Genomic DNA, 21,282 nt, shown 5'->3' with positions numbered 1-21,282 from the left:
GCTACAAGGAGCCCTATGTCGCACGAGCTGGATGGCTCGCCGCCGGATCGCGCGGATGCTGGCGCGGTCCTGGCCGGGGGAGGAGAGATGGGCGCGCGCATGCGCGCGATCGACTGGTCGAAGACGCCGCTCGGCCCGGTCTCATCGTGGCCCCAGAGCCTCAAGACGTGCGTGCGCATCGTCCTGACGTCGCGCCAGCCGATGTTCGTCTGGTGGGGCGACTCGCTCATCAACCTCTACAACGATGCCTACAAGTCGATCGTCGGCGGCAAGCACCCCGAGGCGCTCGGGCAGCCCGCGTCCGTCGTGTGGCGCGAGATCTGGGGCCAGATCCAGCCGCGCGCCGCGTCCGCGATGCGCCGCGACGAGGGCACCTACGACGAGGCGCTCCTCCTCATCATGGAGCGGAACGGCTACCAGGAGGAGACGTATTACACGTTCTCCTACAGCCCTGTGCCGAACGATCAGGGCGGCACGGGCGGGATCCTCTGCGCCAATACCGACGACACGCGGCGAATCATCGGAGAGCGGCAGCTCTCCCTCCTCCGCGACCTCGCGGCGCGGACCGCGCACGGGCGCTCGTGGGAAGACGTGTGCGCGCGCAGCGCGAGCTCGCTCGCGACCAACGCGAAGGATCTCCCGTTCGCGCTCCTCTACGTCGTCGACCCGGACCGGCGGCGCGTGCAGCTCGCGGGCAGCACGGGGTTCGAGCAGGGGCACGCCGCGGCCCCGGAGACGCTCGCGCTCACGGACGAGTCGCCGTGGCCGCTCGCCACGGCGCTGCGGGAGCACGAGGCCTGCCGCGTCGTCGAGTTGCCGCCACAACTCCGGGATCTCCCGACCGGCGCGTGGAAAAAGCCGCCGACGCGGGCGGCCGTGCTCGCGATCTCCCCTTCGGGGGAGACGGGCCGCGCCGGGGTCCTGATCGTCGGGCTGAATCCATTCCGCCTCTTCGACGACGATTACCGAGGCTTCCTCCACCTCGTCGCCGGCCAGATCTCGGCCAGCATCGCGAACGCGCAGGTGTACGAGGAGGAGAAGCGGCGAGCGGAGGCCCTCGCCGAGCTCGATCGCGCGAAGACCACGTTTTTCAGCAACGTGAGCCACGAGTTCCGCACGCCCCTCACCCTGATGCTCGGGCCGCTCGAGGACGCCCTCGCGTCGGCGGAGCGGAGCCTGTCGGGCGCGGATCTCGAGACCGCGCACCGCAACGCGGGCCGGCTCCTCAAGCTGGTCAACGCGCTGCTCGACTTCTCGCGCATCGAGGCGGGCCGGATCCAGGCGTCCTACGCGCCGACCGATCTCTCCGCGCTGACCGCGGACCTCGCGAGCGCCTTCCGCTCGGCGATGGAGCGCGCGGGGCTCGCGTTCGAGGTGGACTGCCCGCCGATGCCCGAGCCCATCTATGTCGATCACGACATGTGGGAGAAGATCGTGCTCAATCTCCTCTCGAACGCGCTCAAGTTCACGTTCGAAGGGACGGTCTCGATCTCGCTCCGCGCGCACGGCGATCGCGTCGAGCTCACCGTGCGGGACACCGGGACGGGCATCCCGGATCGGGAGCTCTCGCACCTGTTCAAGCGGTTCCATCGCGTCCAGGGCGCGCGCTCCCGCACCCACGAGGGGTCCGGGATCGGGCTCGCGCTCGTCCACGACCTCGTCCGCCTCCACGGCGGGGCCATCCACGTCACGAGCGAGGTCGCCGTGGGGACGTCGTTCACGGTCTCCCTGCCTCGCGGGACCGCGCACCTGCCGAAGGACCGCGTGAACGCCGCGCGGACGCTGCCGTCGACGACCACGGGCGCAGCGCCTTATGTGCAGGAGGCGCTCCGCTGGTTGCCCGGCGCGGAGGGCGGCTCGCCCCACGGCGCAGAGCGCGATCACGGCGTCGAGCGCCTCGCCCCGGCGGCGCGGACGTCGTCCGACGACGCCGCGCTCGCGGTCGGCCCGGCGGCGCGCGTCCTCCTCGCGGACGACAACGCCGATATGCGCGAGTACGTCGCGCGCGTGCTGCGGGAGCGCTGGACGGTCGAGGCCGTCGCCGATGGCGCCGAGGCGCTCGCGTCGGCTCGCCGCGACCCGCCGGATCTCGTGCTCACCGACGTCATGATGCCGAACCTCGACGGCTTCGGCCTGCTCCGCGCGCTGCGCGACGACGAGCGCACGAGGGGTGTCCCGGTCGTCATGCTCTCCGCGCGCGCCGGGGAGGAGTCGCGCGTCGAGGGGCTCGAGGCGGGCGCGGACGACTACCTCCCCAAGCCGTTCTCCGCGCGCGAGCTCGTCGCTCGCGTCGCCACGCACCTCCAGCTCGCCCGCCTGCGGGCAGCGGCCGAGCGCGAGCGCGAGCGGCTGTACGACCTCTTCATGCAGGCGCCGGTCCCCATCGCGGTGTTCGCCGGCCCCGCGCACCGCTACGAGGTCGCGAACCCGCCGTACTGCGAGATGGTCGGCCGGCAGGACCTCGTCGGGAAGAGCGTGCGCGAGGTGTTCCCGGAGCTCGGCGAGCACGAGGCGATCGCCATGCTGGACCGCGCGCTCACGGCCGGCCAGCCGCAGCGCATGACCGAGCTGACCATCCCCGTCCGGCGCGGCGGCGCGGTGAGCGAGGCCGTCTTCAACTACGTCGCTCAGCCCATCCGCGACCCCTCCGGCGCCGTCACGGGCGTCATGGTGGTCGCCTTCGAGATCACCGATCAGGTGCTCGCGCGGCGCCGGATCGAGCAGCTGAGCCAGCACCGAGAGGAGCTCATCGCCGCGCTCGCGAAGACGAACCAGGAGCTCGACCAGTTCGCCTACGTCGCCTCGCACGACCTCAAGGCGCCCCTCCGGGGGATCGCGAACCTGTCCGAGTGGATCGAGGAGTCGCTGGCGGGGAAGCTGGACGGCGAGACGCAGGAGCACATCCACCTCCTGCGCGGGCGCGTGCGCCGCCTCGAGGCGCTCATCGACGGGATCCTCCATTACTCGCGCGCAGGGCGCCTGCGCGGCGACGTGGTCGACGTCGACACCGGCCATCTGCTCGCGGAGGTCGTCGAGCTGCTCTCGCCGCCCCAGGGCGCCCGGGTCGACATCGCGCCCGGGATGCCGACGATCGCCGCGGAGCGCGTCCCGATGCAGCAGGTGTTCCAGAACCTCATCAGCAACGCCCTGAAGCACGCGCGCCGCAGCGACGCGCACGTCGAGGTGACGTGTGAGGACACCGGCGCTTACCTCGAGTTCGCCGTGAGCGACAACGGGCCCGGCATCGCGCCCGAGTACCACGAGCGCATCTGGGATCTCTTTCATACGCTCGAGTCGCGCGACAAGGTGGAAGGCACCGGGATAGGGCTCTCCGTCGTGAAGAAGATCGTGCAGAGCCGCGGAGGGAGCGTGTCCGTCTCGTCGCGTCCCGGCGCAGGAGCCACCTTCGTCGTGCGCTGGCCCAAGCGGGTGAAGGACGAGGCGTGAGCGCCCCCGGGTTGACGCAGGCCACGCGACGGTCGAAGGTGCGGGCATGCATGCGCGCCGAGAGTCGTTGGAGCCGTGGCTTCGGAGCTTCGTCGCCGACAGCGGGGGTATCGCTGGCACGGTGCACCTCGTCGAGGGCGATGCGCTCGCGCTGGCCGCCGCCGTGAACATCCCCGAGAAGGTGCAGGAGATCACGCGCCGCGTCCCGCGGGGCAAGGGGATGGCCGGGCTCGCCTGGGAGCGCGACCAGCCCGTGCAGACGTGCAACCTGCAGACGGACACGTCCGGCGACGTGCGGCCCGGGGCCAGGGCGGTCGCGGCGCAGGCGGCGGTGGCGCTGCCCGTGCGCGACGCCTCGGCGAGCGTGCGCGCCGTCGTGGGGATCGCGTTCGCCGGCGAGCGCGAGCTCGGTCAGGACGAGCTCGATCGGCTCGCGCAGGGCGCCGGCGCGCTGCCGGCCTGACAAGAGCGCTCCCGCGCCGGGCCACCTCGCTGCCCGCCCAGCGCCGCTGCATCGCCACGCCACCGCACCACAAGGCCCTTGTTTTTCGCGGCTGCGATGCTAGCGATGCCCGATCTCCCATGGAGACGAACGGACGCAGCGCCCCGAAAGCCGCGATCGACGCTCCGCTCGACGCGCGCGATCCGGACGCCCGCCCGCACGTCCGCGTGGAGGACCTCGTGCGCGGCGCCGCGAACGAGCCCGCGTGCGAGCGCGCCGCAGCCGGGCCTGGCGAGGGCGGCGCCACGGGCGAGCCCCTCACGGCGAAGCTCGCCCGCCGCACCGTGCCCGGCGCGCTCTACGAGCCCGGTCCCGAGGAGGGGTATCTGCGGTGCACCGCGTGCGCGCACCGCTGCGTCCTCGCGCCGGGGCGCGCGGGCGCGTGCGGGATCCGCTTCGAGAAGGACGGCGAGCTGCGCGTCCCGTTCGGCTACGTCGCGCGCCATTACGTGCGTTCGGTCGAGACGAACACGATCTTCCATGTGCGCCCCGGCGCGAGGTCCCTCACCTTCGGGATGTTCGGGTGCGACCTGCGCTGTCCCTATTGCCAGAACTGGAAGGTCTCCCAGGCCCTCCGCGAGCCGGAGGGCGACGGCGAGCCAATCGACATCAGCGCCGCGGATCTCGTCGAGGTGGCCGTCGCGGCGGGCTGCGGGGTCCTCGCGAGCGCCTACAACGAGCCGATGATCACGGCCGAGTGGGCGCGCGCCGTCTTCGCCGAGGCGCAGCGGCGGGGGCTCGTCACGGCGCTCATCTCGGATGGCAACACGACGCCCGAGGCGCTCGCGTACATGCGCCCGGTCGCCGACGTGTTCCGCGTCGACCTGAAGGGGTGGAGCGCGGATCAATACCGGACGCTCGGCGGCCGCGTCGAGCCGGTGCTCGCGGCGATCGGCGAGGCCCGGCGCCTCGGCTACTGGGTCGAGGTCGTGACGCTCGTCGTCCCCGGCTTCAACGACAAGGCGGCCGGACTCCGCGCCCTCGGCGCCGAGATCGCCGGCGTCGACCCCGACATCCCCTGGCACCTCAACGCCTTCTATCCGCGTTACAAGATGCGCGATCGCATGACGACCGACCCGGCGTTCCTCGTCGACGTGGCGGGCGTCGCCTATGCGCGGGGGATGAAGTACGTTTACGTCAGCAACGTGGCCGACCGCGTCCGTGAGCTCTCGCATACACGCTGCCCCGCCTGCCACGAGGTCGTCGTGCGGCGTTTCAACTACGAGACGCAGGAGGTCCTCCTCTCCGGCGGCGCGTGCCCATCCTGCGGGACGCGCGTGCCCGGGCTGTGGGGACCGGCAGCGCCGTAGCGCCGCACAGGCGGGCGCCCCGCTCCTGCCGAACCCGCGCGCGCCTCGCCGCGCGTGAGCCGACTGGGCCTGTTGCCGCGAGGTCTCTGTCTCATTTCACCAGACGCACTGTCCGGTGCTCCTCGCACCCCGGAAGAGCCAACTTGCGTCCCGACCGAACTCCCCCGATCGCAGGAGCATCGCTGATACGCACCGCTGGAACGCACATGGGCTCACCACCCGTCGCTCGGGTGCGCGCGCCGGTGAGATGCGCGCGTCGCCATTCACTACTTGCCTCATGACGCGCCGCACCCCTGAAAAGGGTCATGATCGTGGGGCGGTGTACGATGCGCGCCGCGCGCATTTCAACATTGAAACATAAATGCTCTTTCCTGGATCCCCAAAGAGCGTGTCTGTGTTAGTTGTTCAATGACCGCCTGATCCCGGATCGCTGCTGAAGTCGCTTTCTCGAGGAGGTCCCATGAAGTCACCGTTCGCCCTGCGAAGGGTCGCTGGCGGTCTTTTGTCCGCCGCGACGTCCTCTCTTGTCCTCGCGGCCAGCGCCCCCGCCCTGGCCGGGTCGTCTTACACGCTCTTCGAGAGCGGGCAGGTGCGCCCGCTCGCGCTCTCTCCCAGCGGAAACCTGCTCTTCGCGCTCAACACGCCGGATGGCCGCCTCGAGGTCTTCCGCGTCCATCACGGCGCGCTGGTCCACCGGAGCTCGATACCGGTCGGGCTGGATCCGGTCGCCGTGGCGGCGCGGAGCGACACCGAGGTGTGGGTCGTGAACCACCTGTCCGACAGCGTCAGCGTCGTCGATCTGTCCCCTGGCGGATACGGCGGCCGCGTCGAGCGCACGCTGCTCGTGGGCGACGAGCCGAGAGACATCGTGTTTGCCGGCCCCGGGCGGCGCCGCGCCTTCATCACGTCGGCGCACCGCGGCCAGAACAACCCGAACGATCCGCAGCTCACCACGCCGGGCGTGGGCCGGGCCGACGTCTGGGTGTTCGACGCGAGCCAGCTGGGCCCGTCGCTCGGCGGCGAGCCGCTCGCGATCCTCACCCTCTTCGCCGACACGCCGCGCGCGCTCGCCGCCACGCCCGACGGCGCGCGCGTCTACGCCGCCGGCTTCCACTCGGGCAACCGGAGCACCGTCGTCACCGAGCTGCTCGTGCCCGACGGCGGCGCGGCGAACGGCGGCTCGCCGGGCCCGATGACCAACGCGTTCGGCGACCCGGCGCCCGAGGTCAGCCTCATCGTGAAGTTCGACGGCGCGCACTGGGTCGACGAGCTCGGCCGCACCTGGGACGAGAAGGTGCGGCTCTCGCTGCCCGACAAGGACGTGTTCGCCATCAACGCCATGGCGAACCCCCCGAGGCCGATCGCCGGGCCCTCGGGCCATTTCGCCGGCGTCGGGACGATCCTCTTCAACATGGTCGTCAACCCGGTGAACGGGAAGGTCTACGTCTCCAACACCGACGCGCGGAACGAGCAGCGGTTCGAGGGCCCCGGCGCCTTCGCCGGGCAGAGCCTGCGGGGCCACCTCCACGAGAGCCGGATCACCGTGCTCCGCCCCGGCAACGCCCCCTCGCGCGTCGCGCCGCGGCACCTCAACAAGCACATCGACTACTCGGTCTGCTGCGCCCCGACGCCGAACGCCGAGAGCGAGGCGAGCCTGGCCCAGCCGGTCGACATGGCCGTCACGCGCGACGGCGCGACGCTCTACGTGGCCGCGCTCGGGTCGAGCAAGGTCGGCGTGCTCGGCACGGCCGCGCTCGAGAGCGACGCGTTCGTGCCCGACGCGGCCGACCACATCGAGGTGAGCGGCGGCGGCCCGTCGGGGCTCGCGCTCGACGAGGCGCGAGGCCAGCTGTTCGTGCTGACCCGCTTCGACAACTCCATCTCGATCGTCGACACCGCGACCCGGGCCGAGACGGCGCACGTCGCGATGTACAGCCCCGAGCCGCCGGGCGTCACGCTCGGGCGGCGCTTCCTCTACGACGCGCGATCGAGTTCGGCGCACGGCGACTCCTCGTGCGCGAGCTGCCATATCTTCGGCGACTTCGACAGCCTCGGGTGGGATCTCGGCAATCCGGACGAGCCGGTCACGACCAACCCGGGCCCCTTCGTCGGCCCGCTGCTCAACCTCTTCACGCAGCAGCCGATGCCCCGGCAGTTCCACCCGATGAAGGGCCCGACAACGACCCAGAGCCTGCGCGGCATGGCCAACCACGGCCCCATGCACTGGCGCGGCGATCGCACGGGCGGCAACGACGCGCCCACCGCGCAGCCGGACAGCGGCTCGTTCGACGAGCGCGCCGCGTTCATGAAGTTCCAGGCCGGCTTCACCGACCTCCTCGGCCGGAGCGGCCCGATCCCGGCCGCCTCCATGGAGGCGTTCGCGGACTTCATCCTGCAGGTGACCTATCCGCCCAACCCGATCCGCCGTCTGGACAACTCGCTCACGCCGGATCAGCTGGCCGGGCGCGACACCTTCGTGAGCAGCAACCTGGACGGCACTGCCATCTGCAATGGCTGTCACGTCCTCGACCCGGAGGGCAATCCCGGCGTCGACAAGCCAGGCTTCTTTGGAACGAACGGCAACATGACGTTCGACTTCCAGCCGCAGCTCATCAAGACGCCGCACCTGCGCAACATGTACCAGAAGGTCGGGATGTTCGGGATGGCCGCCCCGCTGTTCGGCATCCTGCCCGGCGACAACGCCCCCAAGGGAGACCAGGTGCGGGGGTTCGGCTTCCTGCACGACGGGAGCTTCGACACGCTGTTCCGGTTCTTCCGCGGAATGGGCTTCTCGCCGTTCACCGGCTTCACCACCCAGTTCGGCACCTTCCCTGACAACCCGAACGGCCTGCCGGACTCGCCGGCGGGCGACGCGGTCCGCCGACAGCTCGAGTCGTTCCTGCTCGCCTTCGACTCGAACGTCGCGCCGATCGTCGGCCAGCAGGTCACGCTCGCGCCCGGCAACCAGGCCGCCGCCGCTCCGCGGATCGATCTCCTGATCGCCAGGGCGGACGCCGGCGAGTGTGATCTCGTGGCGAAGAGCCACCTGACCTCGCAGGAGATCGGCTTTCTTCACACCGGAGCAGGGCAGTTCGTCGCCGACCGGATGGCGCTGCCGCCGATCCCGGACGCGGTGCTCCGCCAGATCGCCCTCGCGACAGGACGACCTTTCACCTACACGTGTACGCCGCCGGGCTCGGGCTACCGCATCGGCGTCGATCGGGACGAGGACGGCTTCCTCGACGGCGACGAGCGCAGCGCCGGCAGCGACCCGGCGGACCCGGCCGACACGCCCTGAGCTCCGCCTCGCAGGGCGGCGCGCGGCCGGCGCCCGCTGGCCTTCGCCTGTCCCGTCATCGCACCTCCACGCCGGCGCGGAGCGCGCAGTCCGGGTCGGGCGGTGACACGCAGGCGAGGGCGCACACCCCATCTGCACCGCAATGGAGATCGGCGCAATCGGGGTCGACGATCTCGGGGCCTACATCACACGACGCCTCGCAGAGGCCGTCCGCGCGGCACGGGTTGTCCGCTTCGAACTCGTCGATCGTCGGCTGGATGAAGCGAACTATCTGGTCGAGATCGGTGCGCGCCTGCACCCCGTCCAGCGTGCAAGGGTCGTCGCCGAACGAGGTCACGCCGGCGTGGCGCTCGACGCCCCCGCGCACGAGGAACGCCGGACCTCCGGAGTCGCCGGCGCACGTGTTCATGTCGGGAACCTGGTAATAGAACTGAGTCGCGTCGATCGTCCCCGGCGTCCCGCCGACCTGGGCCGGGCCGACCGCCAGGATGGGGAACGTCACGGCGCGGCGCATGCCGAACCCCGTCCCCGCGACGCCGTCGGAGACACCGTAACCGACAAAGGTGTAGTCCGGCCCGACGTACCAGGTGGTATTTTCCATCGATTCGCGAAGGAGCGGCGCGGGCTGCATGGGCGCGTCGCTCTCCAGCTCGAGGAGCGTAAGGTCGTTCTGGAGGGTTGCGGCATTGAAGGCGGGGTGCCTCCTCGACGTCTCGATCCGCACGCTCTCCGACCGCCGCCCGAGGGTCGGGCCGAAGAAGACGCGCGTGAGCGCGCCGTAGCAGTGCCCCGCCGTGATCACGGTGCGCCGCGAGATGAGGGTCCCGCTGCAGTACGCCCGGTTCCGATTGCCCACGCCCACGACATAGGCGTGCGTCGTGTCCACAGCGCCTCCAATGATGCGCTGTCGGGACGTGAGCAATGGCTGCTCGCCGTCGCCCGCGGGAGGTGCGTCCGCGCAGCCGAGCCCGCCGAGGCACAGGATCGCGATCGGGATGGCATTCTTCATACTGCAACCTTTCCGTCCAGAAATGGTGTCTAGAGCGGCGGATTGCGGAGGCGCCCACGGTTCGGCGCCGCTCGGACCCGCGGGCGCGCGGGGGGCATAACAAGCGCAGTGCCAGCGCCATGCTCCGCGAGCGCGCGAGTCGGCCGCGGGGCGTGGCGGGGAGTCCTGGAATGGCGCGCGAGCGGGGGAATCTCGTCGGGGCGATCACCGCTGGAGGGACGGCGCGGACGTTCGCTCCTTTCCGGAGAGGGCATGGCGCCGCGGTCGCGGCCCTCGCGCGCTCTCCCATGGAGACCCGCGGGCCCGGCGGCGTCTCATGGCGCCGGCGTCGCCCGGGCCGGCAGGTCGAAGCGCTCTGCCGTGCTGGCGATGTAAGCGCGGTTGAGCTCGCGGCAGGTGGGCTCGTAGACGCCGACCACCACCTCGATACCGGCGCTCTCCAGGAGGGCCGCGCCCTTTCCGGAGACCCGGGGGTCCGGATCGATCATGCCGATCACGACGCGCCGGATACCGGCGCGGAGGAGGGCATCCGTGCACGGGGGCGTCCGGCCGTGGTGGCAGCACGGCTCGAGGTTGACGTAGAGCGTGGCGCCCCCGGCGCGGCCGGCGAGCTTGCGGAGCGCGTCGACCTCGGCGTGCGCCATCCGCGTGGCAGCGGCCGTCGGCGAGCTCGCCCGCCGGTCGATCCGCAGCCGGCGCGCCGCCTTCGTCACGCGCCGGCTCGCCCAGGGACGCCTCGCCGCCGCGCTCGCGATGCCGGCGGCCTCGCCGCCGCGCTCGCGATGCCGGCGCGTGACGAAGGCGGCGCGCCGGCGAGCGCCCACGCCACGCCAGGACGAGCTACGTTGTACCTCGATCCGCGGCGGCGCCAGCGCAGGGCGCTTTCGCTCTCTCGAAAGGAGACCATGGAGACCGCCAGAGCAGAAGCCGCCCCCGCAGCGGGCGTGAGCGATCCATCCACGCTGCCAGGACCGCGGAGGCTGCCGCTCCTCGGCAACCTTCTCGAGATCCGGCCGACCCAGTTCCACCTCACGCTCGAGGGCTGGAACCGCAAGTACGGTGATCTCTACACCTTCCGGCTCGGCCGCACGCCGGTCGTCGTCGTCGGCAGCGCCGAGCTCGTCCAGCGCGTCCTGCGCGAGCGGCCGAAGGAGTTCCGTCGCTGGAGCCCGCTGCAGGAGCTCATCGACGAGATGGGCTTCGGCGGCGTCTTCTCGGCCGAGGGCGACCAGTGGACGCGGCAGCGGCGGCTCGTGATGAGCGCGTTCACCCCCGGGCAGCTGCGCGAGAGCCACGGCGCGCTCTCCACGATCACCCGCCGGCTCCGGGAACGATGGCGCGCGTCGGCCGCGCGGGGCGCGCCGGTCGACGCGCGGCGAGACCTCGCCCGTTACACGGTGGATGTCACCACCGCCGTGGCGTTCGGCCTCGACATGAACCTCATCGAGCGCGGCACCGACCCCCTGTCGCACCAGCTCGAGACGGTCTTCGCGTCGCTCAACCGCCGCATCTTCGCGCCATTTCCGTACTGGCGGCACGTCAAGCTGCCCGCGGATCGGGCGCTCGATCAGGCGCTCTCGGAGGTGCGCACGCGGATGCTGGACATCCTCCGGACGGCGCGCGCGGAGCTCGACAGGGATCCGGCGCGGGCCGCGGCGCCTCGCTCGCTGCTCGAGGCGCTGCTCGTGGCGCGCGACGCCGACGACCCGAAGGCGCGGCTGTCGGAGCAGGAGGTGCTCGGCAACGTGCTCACGCTGCTGCTCGCCGGCGAGGACACGACGGCCGACACGATGGCCTGGATGCTCCACTTCATGGCCCTGCGCCCCGACGTGCAGGCGCGGATGCGGGCCGAGGTCGACGCCGAGCTGGGTGACGTGGACCTGCCCGAGAGCCCGGAGCACGCGCAGCGGCTGCGCACGATCGGCGCGGTCGTGCAGGAGACCCTGCGCCTGAAGTCCGCCGCGCCGATCCTGTTCATCGAGGCCTGTGAGGACACGGTGGTCGGCCCGCTGAGGCTCGCGGCGGGAGCGCGGATGATCCTGCTGACGCGGCAGATCGGCCTGAAGGAGGAGCACTTCCACGACGCGGCCTCGTTCGTCCCGGAGCGCTGGCTGACCCCGCGGCCAGCGGGCGCCGGCAAGCACGATCCGCGCGCCGCCCTCGCCTTCGGCAGCGGCCCGCGGGTCTGCCCCGGGCGCGCGCTCTCGATGGTCGAGAGCGCGATGGTGGGCGCCATGGTCGCGCGCGACTTCGATGTATCGCTGGTCGACCCGGCGCGGCCCGTGAAGGAGCTCCTCGGGTTCACGATGAAGCCGGAAGGGCTGTTCGTCCGTTTCACCCCCCGCCGCCGCTGACGTCCCATCGGGCCTTGCTCCGGGGGCAATGCTGGAGTGGATCCCACTGGCCGAGACGCCCTGAGCCGATCCGGACAAGACGTGCATACCTCCTTCCCATCCGCAAAGCTGCGCTACCTCGTGGTCCTCGGCGTCGCTGTCGTCTCCTTTGCGCTCGGATGGTTCCTTAAGCCATCCGTCCGCGTCGCTGGCTTTCCGGAGATAGGGGAGCTGCAGCCGTTCACGAAGAGAGGCTGCACCAAGGTGGGAGTGCCACTAACGGAGCTCGGGGCGTTCTCGGAGGCCTCGCTCCGCTACTCGCCCGGCGACAGCGCGCGGCTCCAGGTGGTGGCCTTCCGCCGCGCGGGCCCGGATGCGGAGCTCTTGCAGGTCACCGCAGGAGAATACGATGACGAGTTCGACGCCAGCGGGGAGGTGTTCAACCTGCGCTGGGATGCCGCCAAGGGCTGGCAGGTCGGCGACTGTCACGTGGTCGTGAGGTACTGGCCCGGGAGGCCATGAGCCGGGTGTCGTGCCCATTCGCCCCAGGCCGTACCGGGCCTGGTGATGCGCGTGGTGGTGCTCGCGGAGCTGCCGCGGACACGTACGACGCTGCTGCTGCGGCTGCTCGGCTCGGGCCGCCGCTTGCGCGAGGCGCTGACGGATCTGGCGGCACTGCCAGACGGTACCTGGGAGAAGAGCGTCGCCACGACGCTGCTGGTACACTTCCGGCACGGAATCCAGGAGCCGACGACCGACGAGGAGGACGATGTGAGCGCAGAGATCCCTCTGCGCGCGCCCCCTCGACGGGCTCGCGCAGGACGGGCTGCTCGGCCGCTTCGCCCGAGGCCTTACAGGCACATGGGCTGGTCCAGCTTGGCGACGAAGGCATCGTGCCAGCCGTAGCGGGCCGGCGCGACGGAGTAGCCTCCGGCGCCGTCGAGGGTCAATGCGATCGAGCCCGCGCAGGGCACCTCGACCGTGCCCCCAGAGCGCTTCACGTGGTGACGGTACGCGTAGGTCACCTCTCCCGTGCGCGCCAGGCCTTGCGTCAGGCGCTCTTCAGGCCGTTCGTGGCACCTCGGCGTGAGCTGGGTGCAGAGGACGCGGCACGATCCAGCGCGATGCGCTGCGTGGACGTGGTCCTCGAAGGGATGGCCCCAGCGGTTGTTCGTCCCCGCCGAGAAGACGGAGAGCTCGGCTTCCACGCGCTCGTACAGATCGCTGAAATCGTCAACTCCGCTACGGATCTCGCCGCCGTGGTGGGGCGTGCGGACGACTCTGGCCTTCACAAGCCCATCGTCCAGGCGCGACCAGGACGAGAGCGGCGCGTCGCCGCCGATGAGAACCGCGATCCCTCCGCAGGTCACGCGCAGGACGGCGGAACACTCGTTGGGCTGCTCGCCGTCGATGATCGCCCTGAGCTGTTTTCCATAGTACGGGAGCACCACGTCCACGCTCCAGCTGGCGCCGCTGCACACGATCTTGGGCTTCGATTCGCGGGTGGGCGAGCAGAGCACGAGCTTATCGTCTCTCTCCCACGCGAACGCCTTGTCGAGGAGGGCCGTGCACGCCTCCTTCAATCGTTTGTCCGGATCGCCGTCCATGCCGATGTAGAGCTCGTTGACCTTGCCCCCGCGGGCCAAAAACCCTTCCAGGAAGGGGAGGATGCCGCGGATGTGGTCGACGTCCAGGTGGGAGACAACGGCTGCGGAGAGGTGGGTGATGCCGTGATCGACGACGAAGCGATCCGCGACATGGGCGTCGTTGCAGTCGAAGAGGACAGCGCTGCCGCCGCCCGGGGGTACGACGAACGAGCAGTCGCCCTGCCCGACGTCCAGGAAGTAGACGCCGAGCGGGCTACTCATGGGAAGACTCGGCCTCGCCGAGGCGCTTGCGCCACTCGGCCCAGAGCCGCTCCGGATCGCGACCCAGCGGCTTGTCGAGCTCGACGACGGGGCCGACGGGCTCGCCGGCGGCGCCCGTGCGGACACAGACGAGCCGGGGATGGGTGTCGGGCACGAGCGATGTATCGAGGGCATCTGCAACGCCGAGCGCGAAGATGCGGGCGCTCGATCCCACCTCGCGGACGACCATCGATCCGTCCTGATCAGCGATGACCTTTCCGAGAATCCAGGTGGTCTCCGGGACCTCTCCCAGTAGGCGCGACGCCACGATGTCGACGCTGCCAAGGAGGCGTTGCTTCTGGGCGCGGGCGGCGGGATCCAGCGTATGGGTCAGCGCGCGACGGAAGCGATCGGTCTCCTGGCGCAGCTTCTTGACGGCGGCGGCGAGGGCGGCGAGGGGGGTATCGGCGCGGGCGGAGACGTAGAGCTCCTCCAGCGTGCAAGAGAACCCCCTGCCTGTACGGGTAACGGTGACCTTGATCTCGCGATGGAGGTGCACGGCGGGGACGTCTGGCGCCTCCAGCAGGGCGGCGGAGAATCCCCGGGAGAGAGCGGCATAGAGCTCCTCCTCGGCCTCCTTCTCGCTGTGGTCCCTCGCGTCGTAGTGCTCCCAGACGTGGAGCGCATCGATGAGGTGCGGCGGCTCGAATCGCAGGAGGTGCTGCGCGGTGCGGCAGCGGAGGTACCACTCCTTGCGCCTGTGCGCCGGCACCTTCTCCCTCGCCTCTTTCAGGGTCGACAGGGCGCGGCCGCGCTCCCCCTGGAGGAGCTGCGTGAGCGCGAGCCGGGACCAGAAGAGCGCGTTTTCGGGCCACCGCTCGACGGAGGCACGATACCCCGCCTCCGTCTTGGAGACGGGCTCGACCAGGGCCGGCTTGGCCTTGTAGCGGTTGTAGTGGAGGTAGTGCTTGGCATAGGCCCACGCCCGTGGGCCGATCCGGCGCTCGGGCAGGTTCAGGATGCTCTCGTAGATGGCCGCGGCGGCATCATATTCGCTTTGCTGGAAGCGGCCCATGAGGGAGCGCTGGCGAGCGAGGTCGAGCAGGAGCGCCACGCCGTAGCGTGCGAAGAGGAGGGCTCGGTCGGGCTGCCCAGCGGCAGCGTAGTGCCGCTCGGCTTCGACGAGGGACGCGGCCTTCGCCCAACCACTGGGCTCGTCGCCCCGGAGTTCGCCGGCGAACGCGGCGGCGAGGCAGAGGTGGGCGTGGACCCGCTCCTCGGGAGAGAGGCGCGCCTCTGCGAAGCGCCGCGCCGGCCCCTCGAGCCAGAGAGAGCGTCCATCACTGCCGATGATCGACGTCAGGGAGCGGACCTGGGAAATCACCGACGGGGAGAGCGGGGAAGGAAGGGACTGCCACACTTCGTCTGGCAGCGGACGGCCATGGATTGCAAGGAGCCCGAGGACCTCGCGCTGCGAGCCGGGCAAGGCCGCCCAGATGGCCTCGAGGAGTCGGTCCTCGCGACCGACCCGAGCGTCGGGCGGCGATTGTTCGATCTGCGCCAGGGCCATCGCCAGGCGGAAGCGACCGAGATCCGCTCCGACGCTCTTCCAGACGGGCATGACGTCGTGCTCGATGTCGTTCACGAGCCGGAGGGGCGGGGCCTCGGGCGGCGGGAGCGCCAAGGCTTGAAGGCCCAGCCGATCGAAGCTGACCTCGCTCGAACAGAGGGAAGCGTGCTCGCCGAGCCAGGCGTCGAGGGCCTCACGGCGTTCCCTGACGACTCCGTCGAGGTCCATGTCTCCGGGGTTCGGCGCGAGGCAGTCGATGTCGTCGACCACGAGCAACCGCCCTCGGAAATGCTGGCGAAGCACGTTGAGCGCCGGTTCGAGCCGGTCCACGTGATCGTGCAGCGCGGCGTCGACCTCGCGCAGCGCTTGGTCCCCCAGGCCGGCCGCCGCCTGGATGACAACGGCCTCGACCTGGTCGAGCCCAGACGGCACCCTGACGAGCAGGGCCTGCTCGCCGAGGCGCCTCGTCACGTCCAGGAGGACGTCGGTCTTCCCGCGCCCGTCCGGGCCGGTCACGACCACCCTGCGTCCCTCCTGGACCTCCTTCGTCAGGCGGTCCACCTGCTCCGCGCGAACCTCGGTTTTCTCGACTCTCCAGACCACAGCTGGCTCCTGAACGCGGAGGCGGGACGCCTCCGGGCATTTGCTCGCACTCGGGCCGGGCCGTCAAGTCGTCCAGCCCGGCCGAAGCTTCGCGTACGCGACCGGCACGACGCCCCTCGCCCATGCCAGGCGGTGGCTTCTCTCCCGCATGGCGCTCCTCGACACAGCGCCCGTCTTACCCAACGCCCTGGGCTTCAGCCGCAGGGCACGCAGGCTCGCTTCCTCGCCAGCGTGCCCCGTCGTGCTGCAAGCCCTTGTTGGCCAGCCCCATCGGCACGCTGTGGCACTGCGGAGCGAGATCACGAGAATGGTCCCCAGGTGAAGGACATGAGAGAATACGTCAGTCCGGCGGGCCCAGGCAAGGGTTCGCGAACAAGGTCGTGCCCCGCGACTTGCCCCTCAATTGCCCATGTTCTGACGGCCGCAGCAGACATAGAGCGCAGCCCAGCGAACCCACCGACCGCGGGGCCATGGTATTTGAGCCATTTGCGCAAGAAGTCGCTTGAGTACTTCTGCGTCAGCGCAAAAGGCGTCGATGGGCTGGCAAGACCGCTCGTGTGCGTCACGACGTAAGTGAGGAAGATCTTTGCGGGTAAATCTTGTCGGCGCAGCTTCTTGCGCAGCTTCGTCGCGGCCGACCGAGCCAGCCGAAGATCCTCCGTCAGCCGGTAGTGATAGTCCCCGTGCCGGTTCGAAGGCCCTCGCCGCGGCGGCCAAACAACAGAGAGCCCTTTTGACTGCCACTGGTTGATGGAATATGAATGTTTCAGTTGCCAGACCGTGACCCCGTCCGCATTCTGGTCGAAGAGCACGACGTCCATGTTCTTATGCTCCCGTGCGACGTGAATATCGAGGCCGGCAAGCTGGAGCGCAAAAGATGCCTCGTCGCGGATCCAGTCCTCGAACTTTCCGGTATGGCACAAAAAGCCCAACTTGCGCTCGTCGGCGGCGAGCGCGATTTCGAGAGCGTTCCCAATCGCGGTCAAGTCAACGGGCATTCTGGTACCCTCTCACGTCCCGCGGCCGCCCACAACGGCCGCCTGTGCTGGCTGGCCAACGTCGCAATTTTCTGTGGCGCACGGCCTATCTGCGCATTCCCGCATGTAGGCCGCGAGCCACCGCGGCCTACGATCCATATTCCCACGAATGGGGCACATCTCCCCGCCGCTTCTGTCCGTATTCCCGTGGATAGGCCGTGACCTGCTGCGCCCTATCAGCGCATGTCCAGGGATAGGCTGCTTCATGAGCACGTACTCCCGCCGTTCGACGGCCGGCGCTCCGATCCGTCGTGCCGCACGGATTGCACCCAGGACACGGCGCCCGTGCGGCCGCAACCAGGGCGAAGCTTGCGTGTGCATGCTCAATCAACGAGGTTGTGATGATCTCGCGCGGATTAGCGTACGCGGAGCAGCCGTCGAGGCCAAGCAGCTCGCGGGCCCTCCGCCAGGTAGCCTCGACTGGCCCGAAGCCGGCGGCCACGACCGACCCCGCGCCAGCGCCGTCCTGCTCGGCGGCGGGTTCCCTCCACCTCCGTTCTGCTTCACACTCTGCCTCCGCCGAACTGCACCCTCGTGCAGCGGCCTCCCCCGGCCCTTCCGGCCTCCGCCGCTTCCGCCTCCGCGACCCCGTGCCCCACGCCGTCATCACCTCCCCCAGCGCCGCCGCCCGCCTCGATCGGGCCGTGGGCTGGCTGCGCCGCCGGCGCCCCGCGGAGCGCGTTCTCCTCGTCGGCGCCTCGGTCGAGGCCGTGAGCGAGCTCGCCCGCGCATCGATCCGCGGTCGCCGCGCCACCTTCGGCTGGCACCGGCTCACCCTGGGGCGCCTCGCCGCCGCGCTCGCGATGCCGGCGCTCGCGGAGCGCGGCCTCGTCCCGGCCAGCGCGCTCGCCATCGAGGCCCTCTGCGCGCGCACCATCGACGGGCTCGCGCAGGACGGGCTGCTCGGTCGCTTCGCCCGCGTCGCGGATCGACCCGGTCTCCCGCGCGCCGTCGCGCGGACGCTCGAGGAGGTGCGGCTCTCCGGCGTCGCGGCGGACGCGCTCGCTCCGGCCGATCTCGACCGCATCGCCCACGCGTTCGACGCCGCCCTGGACGACGCGGGGCTCGCCGATCGCGCCATCGTCCTGCGACTCGCGGCCGAGCGCGCGCGTGCCGCGGACGACGGCGACCCCCGCTCGCGCCACCCGCTGCTCGGGCTGCCGATGCTCCTGCTCGACCTGCCCGTGCGGTTCGCGCTGGAGCGCGAGCTCCTCGAGGCCGTCGCCGCGCGCTCGCCGGACGCGCTGGCCACCGTTCCGGCCGGCGACGCCGCGTCGCTGCGCCACCTGCAGGCGGCGCTCCGATCGCCGCCGCGGCGGGTCTCGTTGACCGCGGTCTCGGCCGCGCACGACGGCGCCGGCGCGGGCAATGGCGTGGACGACGGCGCCGACGACGGCGCGGGCGACGACCTGCCGCCGGTGGCGCCCAGCACCTCGCTCGCGCGCCTGCAGGAGCACCTGTTCGATCCGCTGAACGACGAGGCCCCCGGGCTCGGTGACGAGGTCGAGATCCTCTCCGCGCCCGGCGAGAGCCGGGAGTGCGTGGAGCTCGCGCGCATCGCGCTGCGCGAGGCCGCCCGCGGCGTGCCGTTCGAGCGGATGGCGATCCTCCTGCGCGCGCCCGAGCAGTACCGCGCGCACCTCGTCGAGGCGCTGCGCCGGGCCGGGATCCCCGCGCATTTCGCGCAGGGCTCGGTGCAACCCGACCCGGCCGGCCGCGCATTGCTCGCGCTGCTCGCGTGCGCCGCCGAGCACCTGTCGGCGTCGCGCTTCGCCGAGTACCTCTCGCTCGGGCAGGTCCCCGACGCGACGCCCGCGGGCGAGCCGCCGCCCGCCGCGCCCGAGGCCGACCGCTGGGTGCCGCCCGACGACGACCTCTTCCCCGAGCTTCTGCGCGGCGGCTTCGACGAGGCGCCTCCGGACGACGACATGGCGGGGGAAGACCTCGGGTTCGATCCGCCAGGGAAAAGCTTCAATCCGACGGTCCTCAACCCCGGTCCGACGGCCCCCAACCCCGGTCCGACCGCCCTCAACCCCGGTCCGACGGTCCTCAACCCCGGTCCGACCGCCCTCAACCCCGGTCCGACCGCCCTCAACCCCGGTCCGACCGCCCTCAACCCCGGTCCGACCGCCCTCAACCCCGGTCCGACGGCCCCCAACCCCGGTCCGACAGCCCACAACCCCGATCCGACAGCCCATCCCCCCGATCCGACAGCCCACCCCCCCGATCCGACAGCCCAAGGCCCCGACGCCCCCGTGCACGACGGCACCCTGCGCGCCCCGCGGCGCTGGGAGCGCATCCTCGTCGACGCGGCGGTGATCGGCGGGCTCGATCGGTGGGAGGCGCGGCTCTCCGGCTTCGAGCGAGAGCTCCGGCTGGAGCTCTCCCGCGCCCCCGAGGACCGCGACGCCGCGCGCATCGCGCGGACGCTCGCGGACCTCTCGGCCCTCCGGGCCTTCGCGCTGCCGCTGCTCGCGGCGCTGCCCAGCCCGGGCGAGCGCGCGACCTTCGGCGAGTGGCAGCGCCGCCTCTCGGCCCTCGCGACGCGCGCGCTCCGGCGGCCCGAGCGCGTGCTCGCGGTGCTCGCCGAGCTCGCGCCGATGGCCCACGTCGGCCCGGTGGACCTCAGCGAGATCCGCCTCTGCCTCTCGCGCCGCCTCACCGACCTCGTGCTGCCGCCGGCCGCCCGCCGCGACGGGCGCCTCTTCGTCTCGCCCATCGAGGGCGCCCGCGGGCGCTCGTTCGACGTGGTCTTCGTCCCCGGGCTCGCCGAGCGGATCTTCCCGCAGAAGGTCGTCGAGGACCCGATCCTCCGCGACGCCCTCCGACGGGCGATCGCCGGGGGCGACTCGGGCCTCGACACGAGCGACGACCGCGTGGCGCGCGAGCGCCTCGCGCTCCGGCTCGCGGTCGGCGCGGCCCGCCAGCGGCTCGTCGTGTCGTACCCGCGCGTGGACATGGATCAGTCCCGCCCTCGAGTGCCTTCGTTCTACGGCCTCGAGCTCCTGCGCGCGGCCGAGGGCAAGCTGCCCGGCTTCGGCGAGCTCGAGCGCCGCGCCGAGCAGGGCGGCGCCGCGCGCATCGGCTGGCCCGCGCCTGCGCGGCCCGAGGACGCCATCGACGCGGCCGAGCACGATCTCGCGCTGCTCGAGACGCTCTTCAGCCTGCCGGAGGCGCAGACGGTCGGCACCGCGCGCTACCTGCTCAACGCCAACCCCCACCTCGCGCGGGCGCTCCGGTTCCGCGCGCGGCGCTGGATCCCTGGCTGGACGACCGCCGACGGGCTGTTCAAGCCGATCGCGGAGGCGCGCGAGGCGCTCGCGAAGCACGCGTTCGAGCGCAGGTCGTTCTCGCCGACCGCCCTCCAGCACTTCGCCGCGTGCCCTTACCGCTTCTTCCTCTACGCCGTGCACAAGCTCGCCCCGCGCCCGGCGCCCGAGGCGATCGAGGAGCTCGACCCGCTCCAGCGCGGCCGGCTCGTGCACGACGTGCTCTACGAGGTGCTGGTCGCCCTGCGCGACGCGGGCAAGCTGCCGCTCGGCCTGTCCTCGCTCGACGAGGCGCGGGCCGAGCTCGATCGGGCGCTCGACCGCGTCGCCGCGCGCTACGCGGACGAGCTCGCGCCGGCGATCCGGCGCGTCTGGGACGACGGCATCGCGTCGGTGCGGGCCGACCTCCGGGAGTGGCTGCGGCGCGCCGCGGAGGACCGCGACTGGGAGCCGATCCATTTCGAGCTGTCGTTCGGGCTGCCGCGCCGCCTCGCCATCCGCGATCCGGGGAGCTCGGACGCGCCCGTGGAGCTCGACTGCGGCGTCCGGCTCCGGGGCTCGATCGACCTTGTCGAGCGGAGCGTGTGGGGCGCGATGCGGGCGACCGACTACAAGACGGGCAAGGCGCGGGCGCCGCGCGACGCGGTCGTGAGCGGCGGCGGCACGCTCCAGCCGGTCCTCTACGCGCTCGCGCTGGAGAAGCTCATGCCCCCGGGCACGCAGGTCGAGTCCGGGCGGCTCTATTACTGCACCTCCGCCGGCGGGTTCACGGAGGTGCCGATCTACCTGGACGCGCGGGCGCGCGACGCTGCCGCCCAGGTGGCTGGGATCATCGGGGACGCGATCGACAAGGCGGCCCTCCTGCCGATGCCGGCGGAGGGGGCATGCGCGCAGTGCGATTACCGGCCGGTGTGCGGGCCCTACGAGGAGCTCAGGACCGGGAAGATCAAGCGGCGCGACATCGAGCCGCGACGGCGTCTGGAGCAGCTCCGCCGGCTCGCGTGAACGCGCGTGTCGCACGGAAGCGTCGCCTCCAGGCGGCGGCCCCCGATCGCCG

The 21,282-nt window shown here is 71.5% G+C and carries 12 protein-coding genes; 7 read left to right on the top strand and 5 right to left on the bottom strand.

The genetic code is table 11. The annotated features are described in order from the left end of the window. Nucleotides 1-15 precede the first annotated feature (15 nt). From WMF29_RS01065 to WMF29_RS01050, 4 genes are all read left to right on the top strand, one after another. On the top strand, nt 16-3,447 hold the full coding sequence (locus WMF29_RS01065) for an ATP-binding protein (protein ID WP_437327054.1): 3,432 nt from the start codon (nt 16-18) through the stop codon (nt 3,445-3,447). A 46-nt stretch (nt 3,448-3,493) separates the two neighbouring features. Next, a complete protein-coding gene (locus tag WMF29_RS01060) occupies nt 3,494-3,910 on the top strand; it encodes a GAF domain-containing protein (RefSeq protein WP_437327053.1) in 417 nt (138 codons plus the stop codon). 119 nt (nt 3,911-4,029) lie between these two features. Beyond that, the gene (locus WMF29_RS01055; RefSeq protein ID WP_437327052.1) at nt 4,030-5,259 is read left to right on the top strand and encodes a radical SAM protein; all 1,230 of its coding nucleotides are present in this window, start codon (nt 4,030-4,032) and stop codon (nt 5,257-5,259) included. Between the two features lie 460 nt (nt 5,260-5,719). Next, on the top strand, nt 5,720-8,557 hold the full coding sequence (locus WMF29_RS01050; protein ID WP_437327051.1) for a hypothetical protein: 2,838 nt from the start codon (nt 5,720-5,722) through the stop codon (nt 8,555-8,557). Between the two features lie 55 nt (nt 8,558-8,612). Here the strand turns inward: WMF29_RS01050 and WMF29_RS01045 are convergent, their stop codons facing one another. Together WMF29_RS01045 and WMF29_RS01040 are read right to left on the bottom strand one after the other, a co-directional pair. Beyond that, nucleotides 8,613-9,566 (bottom strand): S1 family peptidase, encoded by a 954-nt coding sequence (locus WMF29_RS01045; protein WP_437327050.1) that lies wholly within the window; start codon nt 9,564-9,566, stop codon nt 8,613-8,615. A 314-nt stretch (nt 9,567-9,880) separates the two neighbouring features. Beyond that, nucleotides 9,881-10,390, bottom strand: a complete 510-nt coding sequence (locus tag WMF29_RS01040; RefSeq protein ID WP_437327049.1) for a bifunctional diaminohydroxyphosphoribosylaminopyrimidine deaminase/5-amino-6-(5-phosphoribosylamino)uracil reductase RibD — start codon at nt 10,388-10,390, stop codon at nt 9,881-9,883. Between the two features lie 81 nt (nt 10,391-10,471). Here WMF29_RS01040 and WMF29_RS01035 point away from each other — a divergent pair, with 81 nt between their 5' ends. Together WMF29_RS01035 and WMF29_RS01030 are read left to right on the top strand one after the other, a co-directional pair. Beyond that, nucleotides 10,472-11,920 carry a cytochrome P450 gene (locus WMF29_RS01035; RefSeq protein WP_437327048.1) on the top strand — a complete coding sequence of 483 codons (1,449 nt, stop codon included), beginning with the start codon at nt 10,472-10,474 and terminating at the stop codon, nt 11,918-11,920. A 243-nt stretch (nt 11,921-12,163) separates the two neighbouring features. After that, entirely contained in the window at nt 12,164-12,421 is a 258-nt protein-coding gene (locus tag WMF29_RS01030) for a hypothetical protein (protein ID WP_437327047.1), read from the top strand. Nucleotides 12,422-12,750: 329 nt separating this feature from the next. On the opposite strand, the gene WMF29_RS01025 is transcribed toward WMF29_RS01030, so the two are convergent. From WMF29_RS01025 to WMF29_RS01015, 3 genes are all read right to left on the bottom strand, one after another. Continuing rightward, complete coding sequence (locus WMF29_RS01025) at nt 12,751-13,767, bottom strand: ComEC/Rec2 family competence protein (RefSeq protein ID WP_437327046.1); 1,017 nt, start codon at nt 13,765-13,767, stop codon at nt 12,751-12,753. After that, nucleotides 13,760-15,877, bottom strand: a complete 2,118-nt coding sequence (locus WMF29_RS01020) for a tetratricopeptide repeat protein (protein ID WP_437327045.1) — start codon at nt 15,875-15,877, stop codon at nt 13,760-13,762. The genes WMF29_RS01025 and WMF29_RS01020 overlap by 8 nt, the downstream gene beginning before the upstream one ends. Before the next feature lie 341 nt (nt 15,878-16,218). Further along, entirely contained in the window at nt 16,219-16,917 is a 699-nt protein-coding gene (locus WMF29_RS01015) for a hypothetical protein (protein ID WP_437327044.1), read from the bottom strand. A gap of 629 nt (nt 16,918-17,546) precedes the next feature. On the opposite strand from WMF29_RS01015, the gene WMF29_RS01010 reads away from it, so the two are divergent. Next, complete coding sequence (locus tag WMF29_RS01010; protein ID WP_437327043.1) at nt 17,547-21,230, top strand: PD-(D/E)XK nuclease family protein; 3,684 nt, start codon at nt 17,547-17,549, stop codon at nt 21,228-21,230. Nucleotides 21,231-21,282: the final 52 nt, after the last annotated feature.

The organism is Sorangium sp. So ce381, from assembly GCF_051473845.1.
Taxonomy (GTDB): Bacteria; Myxococcota_A; Polyangia; order Polyangiales; family Polyangiaceae; genus Sorangium; species Sorangium atrum.
The sequence above is the reverse complement of the archived record's forward strand: the minus strand, read 5'-3'. Positions and strand labels throughout refer to the sequence as shown.

What these genes read in the sequence shown, in the direction of transcription:
- WMF29_RS01015 (WP_437327044.1), bottom strand. Translation starts at nt 16,917, where the DNA reads ATGCCCGTTGACTTGACCGCGATTGGGAACGCTCTCGAAATCGCGCTC.
- WMF29_RS01045 (WP_437327050.1), bottom strand. Translation starts at nt 9,566, where the DNA reads ATGAAGAATGCCATCCCGATCGCGATCCTGTGCCTCGGCGGGCTCGGC.
- WMF29_RS01055 (WP_437327052.1), top strand. Translation starts at nt 4,030, where the DNA reads ATGGAGACGAACGGACGCAGCGCCCCGAAAGCCGCGATCGACGCTCCG.
- WMF29_RS01060 (WP_437327053.1), top strand. Translation starts at nt 3,494, where the DNA reads ATGCATGCGCGCCGAGAGTCGTTGGAGCCGTGGCTTCGGAGCTTCGTC.
- WMF29_RS01065 (WP_437327054.1), top strand. Translation starts at nt 16, where the DNA reads ATGTCGCACGAGCTGGATGGCTCGCCGCCGGATCGCGCGGATGCTGGC.
- WMF29_RS01050 (WP_437327051.1), top strand. Translation starts at nt 5,720, where the DNA reads ATGAAGTCACCGTTCGCCCTGCGAAGGGTCGCTGGCGGTCTTTTGTCC.
- WMF29_RS01035 (WP_437327048.1), top strand. Translation starts at nt 10,472, where the DNA reads ATGGAGACCGCCAGAGCAGAAGCCGCCCCCGCAGCGGGCGTGAGCGAT.
- WMF29_RS01025 (WP_437327046.1), bottom strand. Translation starts at nt 13,767, where the DNA reads ATGAGTAGCCCGCTCGGCGTCTACTTCCTGGACGTCGGGCAGGGCGAC.